We start from the raw sequence: 3,612 nt of genomic DNA, 5'->3' as shown, positions 1-3,612 counted from the left end.
AAACGGCACTCAAAGTTATAAAGCTACTATTAAAGTGTACGGTGCAAAAGATGGCAAGGCTGACTTGAGCAATCTTGTAGCAACTAAAGATTTGACAGTGAACTTGAATGGACATCAGTCTCTTGTTCCGATGCAGTCAGGTTCCGTCCCATCTTCTAATGGTTCAGCTATGCTGGCTCCGATGACGAGTGGTCATCAAGATGCGTCTAATATGAACGCTCAAATGCCAAGTGCTAATCAAGATGAGATGAAATCTAAAATGCCAGCTACTAGCCAGGATAAGATGATGCCTAACAAAGAGCAAGATAAAACCATGAATGCTAGCCAGCCTATGGCAACTTCAAGTATGAAGCAAGACCAAGTTCCAGCAGCCACAAGTAAAATGCCTGATGAAGGCAAGATGGCATCTAATAACAAGATGTCAAGTCCGATGATGGCTGATCAAATGAAAGACAAAAAAGACATGCTTCCATATACTGGTGAAGCCCAAACATCAATGGCTCCTATTGGCTTACTTGGACTCGCCTTGGCCGGACTACTAGGTGGCCTCAGTTTGAAAGCTAAAAAAGAGGAGAATGACTAGTCTAGTTACAGACTTTCTATCTAGGATTTGAAAAATCCAGATATGGTTTAGAATGTTCGTAAAGCGATTAAAATAGTGTTATACTATTTTAGTATAGCACTGTTTTTTTCAAAGGAGAGACAGATGGGAAAGACCATTTTACTCGTTGACGACGAGGTAGAAATCACAGATATTCATCAACGCTATCTGGTTCAGGCAGGGTATCAGGTTTTGGTGGCTCATGATGGAGTAGAGGCCTTGGAAATCTTCAAGCGAAAACCGATTGATTTGATTATTACAGATATCATGATGCCTCGGATGGATGGTTATGATTTGATTAGTGAGGTTCAGTATCAATCTCCAGATCAGCCTTTTCTCTTTATTACGGCTAAGACAAGCGAGCAGGACAAGATTTACGGCCTAAGCCTGGGGGCAGATGACTTTATTGCCAAGCCATTTAGTCCTCGTGAGCTTGTTTTACGTGTCCACAATATCTTGCGTCGCCTTCATCGTGAGGGTGAGATAGAGGTTGTCAGTCTCGGTGATTTACGAATGAATCACGGTAGTCATGAGGCTCAAGTAGGAGATGTAGCACTTGATTTGACAGTCAAATCCTTCGAGCTTTTATGGATTTTAGCCAGCAATCCAAAGCGAGCTTTCTCTAAGACAGATCTCTATGAAAAGGTCTGGCAAGAAGACTATGTGGATGATACCAATACCTTAAATGTTCATATTCATGCTCTTCGACAGGAGTTGGCTAAATATGCCAGTGCAGAAACGCCCACCATCAAAACAGTCTGGGGCTTGGGCTACAAAATTGAGAAAGCACGAGGTAGTCAATGAAATTAAAAAGTTATATTCTAGTGGGTTATATCATTTCAACACTCCTAACGATTATCGTAGTTTTTTGGGCAGTCCAACGAATGTTAATTGACGAAAGAGAGATTTATTTCCTAGTGGGTATGACTCTCATGGCAAGTTTTGTTGGTGCTGGGATTAGTCTCTATCTCTTATCTCCGGTCTTTACTTCATTGGGTAAACTCAAGGAACATGCCAAGCGAGTAGCGGACAAGAATTTTCCTTCAAATCTTGAGGTTCAAGGGCCTGTGGAATTTCAGCAATTAGGCCAGGCTTTTAATGAAATGTCACATGATTTACAGGCTACCTTTGATTCTTTGGAAGAAAGCGAACGAGAAAAGGGCTTGATGATTGCCCAGCTTTCGCATGATATCAAGACTCCCATCACCTCTATCCAAGCAACGGTTGAAGGAATTTTGGATGGAGTTATCAAGGAAGGAGAAGAAGCCCATTATTTAGCAACTATTGGACGTCAGGCAGAAAGACTCAATAAACTGGTTGAGGAGTTGAATTTTTTGAGCCTAAATACAACTAGAAATCAGGAGAAGACGACTGGAAAAGACAGTATTTTTTTGGATCAGCTCTTGATTGAGTGCATGAGTGAATTTCAATTTTTGATTGAGCAGGAGGAAAGAGATGTCCACTTGCAAGTTATTCCTGAGTCTGCTCGGATTGAAGGAGATTATGCCAAGCTTTCTCGTATCTTGGTGAATCTGGTCAATAACGCTTTTAAATACTCTGCACCAGGAACCAAGTTGGAGGTAGTAGCTAAGCTGAAAAAGAACCAGCTTTCAATCAGTGTGACCGATGAGGGACAGGGCATTGCCCCAGAGGATTTGGAGAATATTTTCAAGCGCCTTTATCGTGTCGAAACTTCGCGTAATATGAAAACAGGTGGTCATGGCTTAGGCCTTGCGATTGCGCGTGAATTAGCCCATCAATTAGGTGGAGAAATCACAGTTACCAGCCAGTACGGCCTAGGAAGCACCTTTACCCTCCTTCTCAAACTTTCTAGTAGTGAAAATAAAGCTTAACCCACCTCTTTACAAATCCAGCCATTCATGGTAGAATAGAGCTTGTGTGAAATATCAGCAGGGAAGCATGAAGCTCGTCAACAGGTGTCTTATGATAAGTAACCTTGGCTGTTTAGGCGAAGGGCATCTGCACGAATCAGGGCTTTCTAAGTGACTATTTCCACCGAAATATTATTTATATCAGGAGGACATTCACATGTCACGTTATACAGGACCATCTTGGAAACAAGCTCGTCGCCTTGGCCTTTCACTTACAGGTACAGGTAAAGAATTGGCACGTCGTAACTACGTACCAGGACAACACGGACCAAACAACCGTTCTAAATTGTCAGAATACGGTTTGCAATTGGCTGAAAAACAAAAACTTCGCTTCACTTACGGTGTAGGTGAAAAACAATTCCGTAACTTGTTCGTACAAGCTACAAAAATCAAAGGCGGAATCCTAGGTTTCAACTTCATGCTTCTTTTGGAACGCCGTTTGGATAACGTTGTTTACCGTCTTGGTCTTGCGACTACTCGTCGTCAAGCTCGTCAATTCGTAAACCACGGTCACATCCTTGTTGACGGAAAACGCGTTGATATCCCATCATACCGCGTAACTCCAGGTCAAGTGATCTCAGTTCGTGAAAAATCATTGAAAGTTCCAGCTATCCTTGAAGCAGTAGAAGCTACTCTTGGACGTCCAGCATTCGTATCATTCGATGCTGAAAAATTGGAAGGTTCATTGACTCGCTTGCCAGAACGCGATGAAATCAACCCAGAAATCAACGAAGCACTTGTCGTTGAATTCTACAACAAAATGCTTTAATTTTAAGAAATATCTTACAGGAAGCCTACAACAGTGGGCTTTTTGCTTTATCTGAAAATTAGATTATGAAAAACTAGCTAGCTTTACGTGAATTACAAACTTATAATCAATAACATTACAGACTCAAAAACACAAGACAGAAATCAAATCCCTTCTTTCCCCCTTTCTCTGCTATACTACAAGCAGAGAAAGGGGGAAAGCAAATGCTTGAAAAATATTATGAGAAGGTAAAAGGAATTGTTCATAAATGCCGAAAAGATTATTATCTCCACCTGTGGGAAAAAGAGGACTGGGATCAAGAAGGACTGATCTGCCTTTACGAACTTCTAGAAAAGCATCCAGAACTGGTG

Annotated in this window: 4 protein-coding genes and 1 pseudogene; all 5 read left to right on the top strand. The window is 41.6% G+C overall.

Going from position 1 to position 3,612, the window contains the following annotated elements:
• Nucleotides 1-583, top strand: a 583-nt coding sequence (locus ADH90_RS00075) for an SSURE domain-containing protein (protein WP_049529436.1), incomplete at its 5' end; no start/stop codon positions are given.
• A gap of 123 nt (nt 584-706) precedes the next feature.
• Nucleotides 707-1,405, top strand: a complete 699-nt coding sequence (locus ADH90_RS00070; protein WP_049529434.1) for a response regulator transcription factor — start codon at nt 707-709, stop codon at nt 1,403-1,405.
• Nucleotides 1,402-2,454: a HAMP domain-containing sensor histidine kinase gene (locus ADH90_RS00065; RefSeq protein WP_049529433.1), complete on the top strand. Its 1,053-nt coding sequence runs from the start codon at nt 1,402-1,404 to the stop codon at nt 2,452-2,454. Before ADH90_RS00070 ends, ADH90_RS00065 begins: the two co-directional genes overlap by 4 nt.
• A gap of 196 nt (nt 2,455-2,650) precedes the next feature.
• The gene (gene rpsD, locus ADH90_RS00060; protein ID WP_000092756.1) at nt 2,651-3,262 is read left to right on the top strand and encodes a 30S ribosomal protein S4; all 612 of its coding nucleotides are present in this window, start codon (nt 2,651-2,653) and stop codon (nt 3,260-3,262) included.
• 203 nt (nt 3,263-3,465) lie between these two features.
• Nucleotides 3,466-3,612: pseudogene (locus ADH90_RS11490) on the top strand (sigma-70 family RNA polymerase sigma factor); the annotation flags it as partial.

This window comes from Streptococcus pseudopneumoniae (genome assembly GCF_001073085.1).
Taxonomy (GTDB): domain Bacteria; phylum Bacillota; class Bacilli; order Lactobacillales; family Streptococcaceae; genus Streptococcus; species Streptococcus pseudopneumoniae_M.
This window is presented reverse-complemented; position numbering and strand designations above follow the sequence as displayed.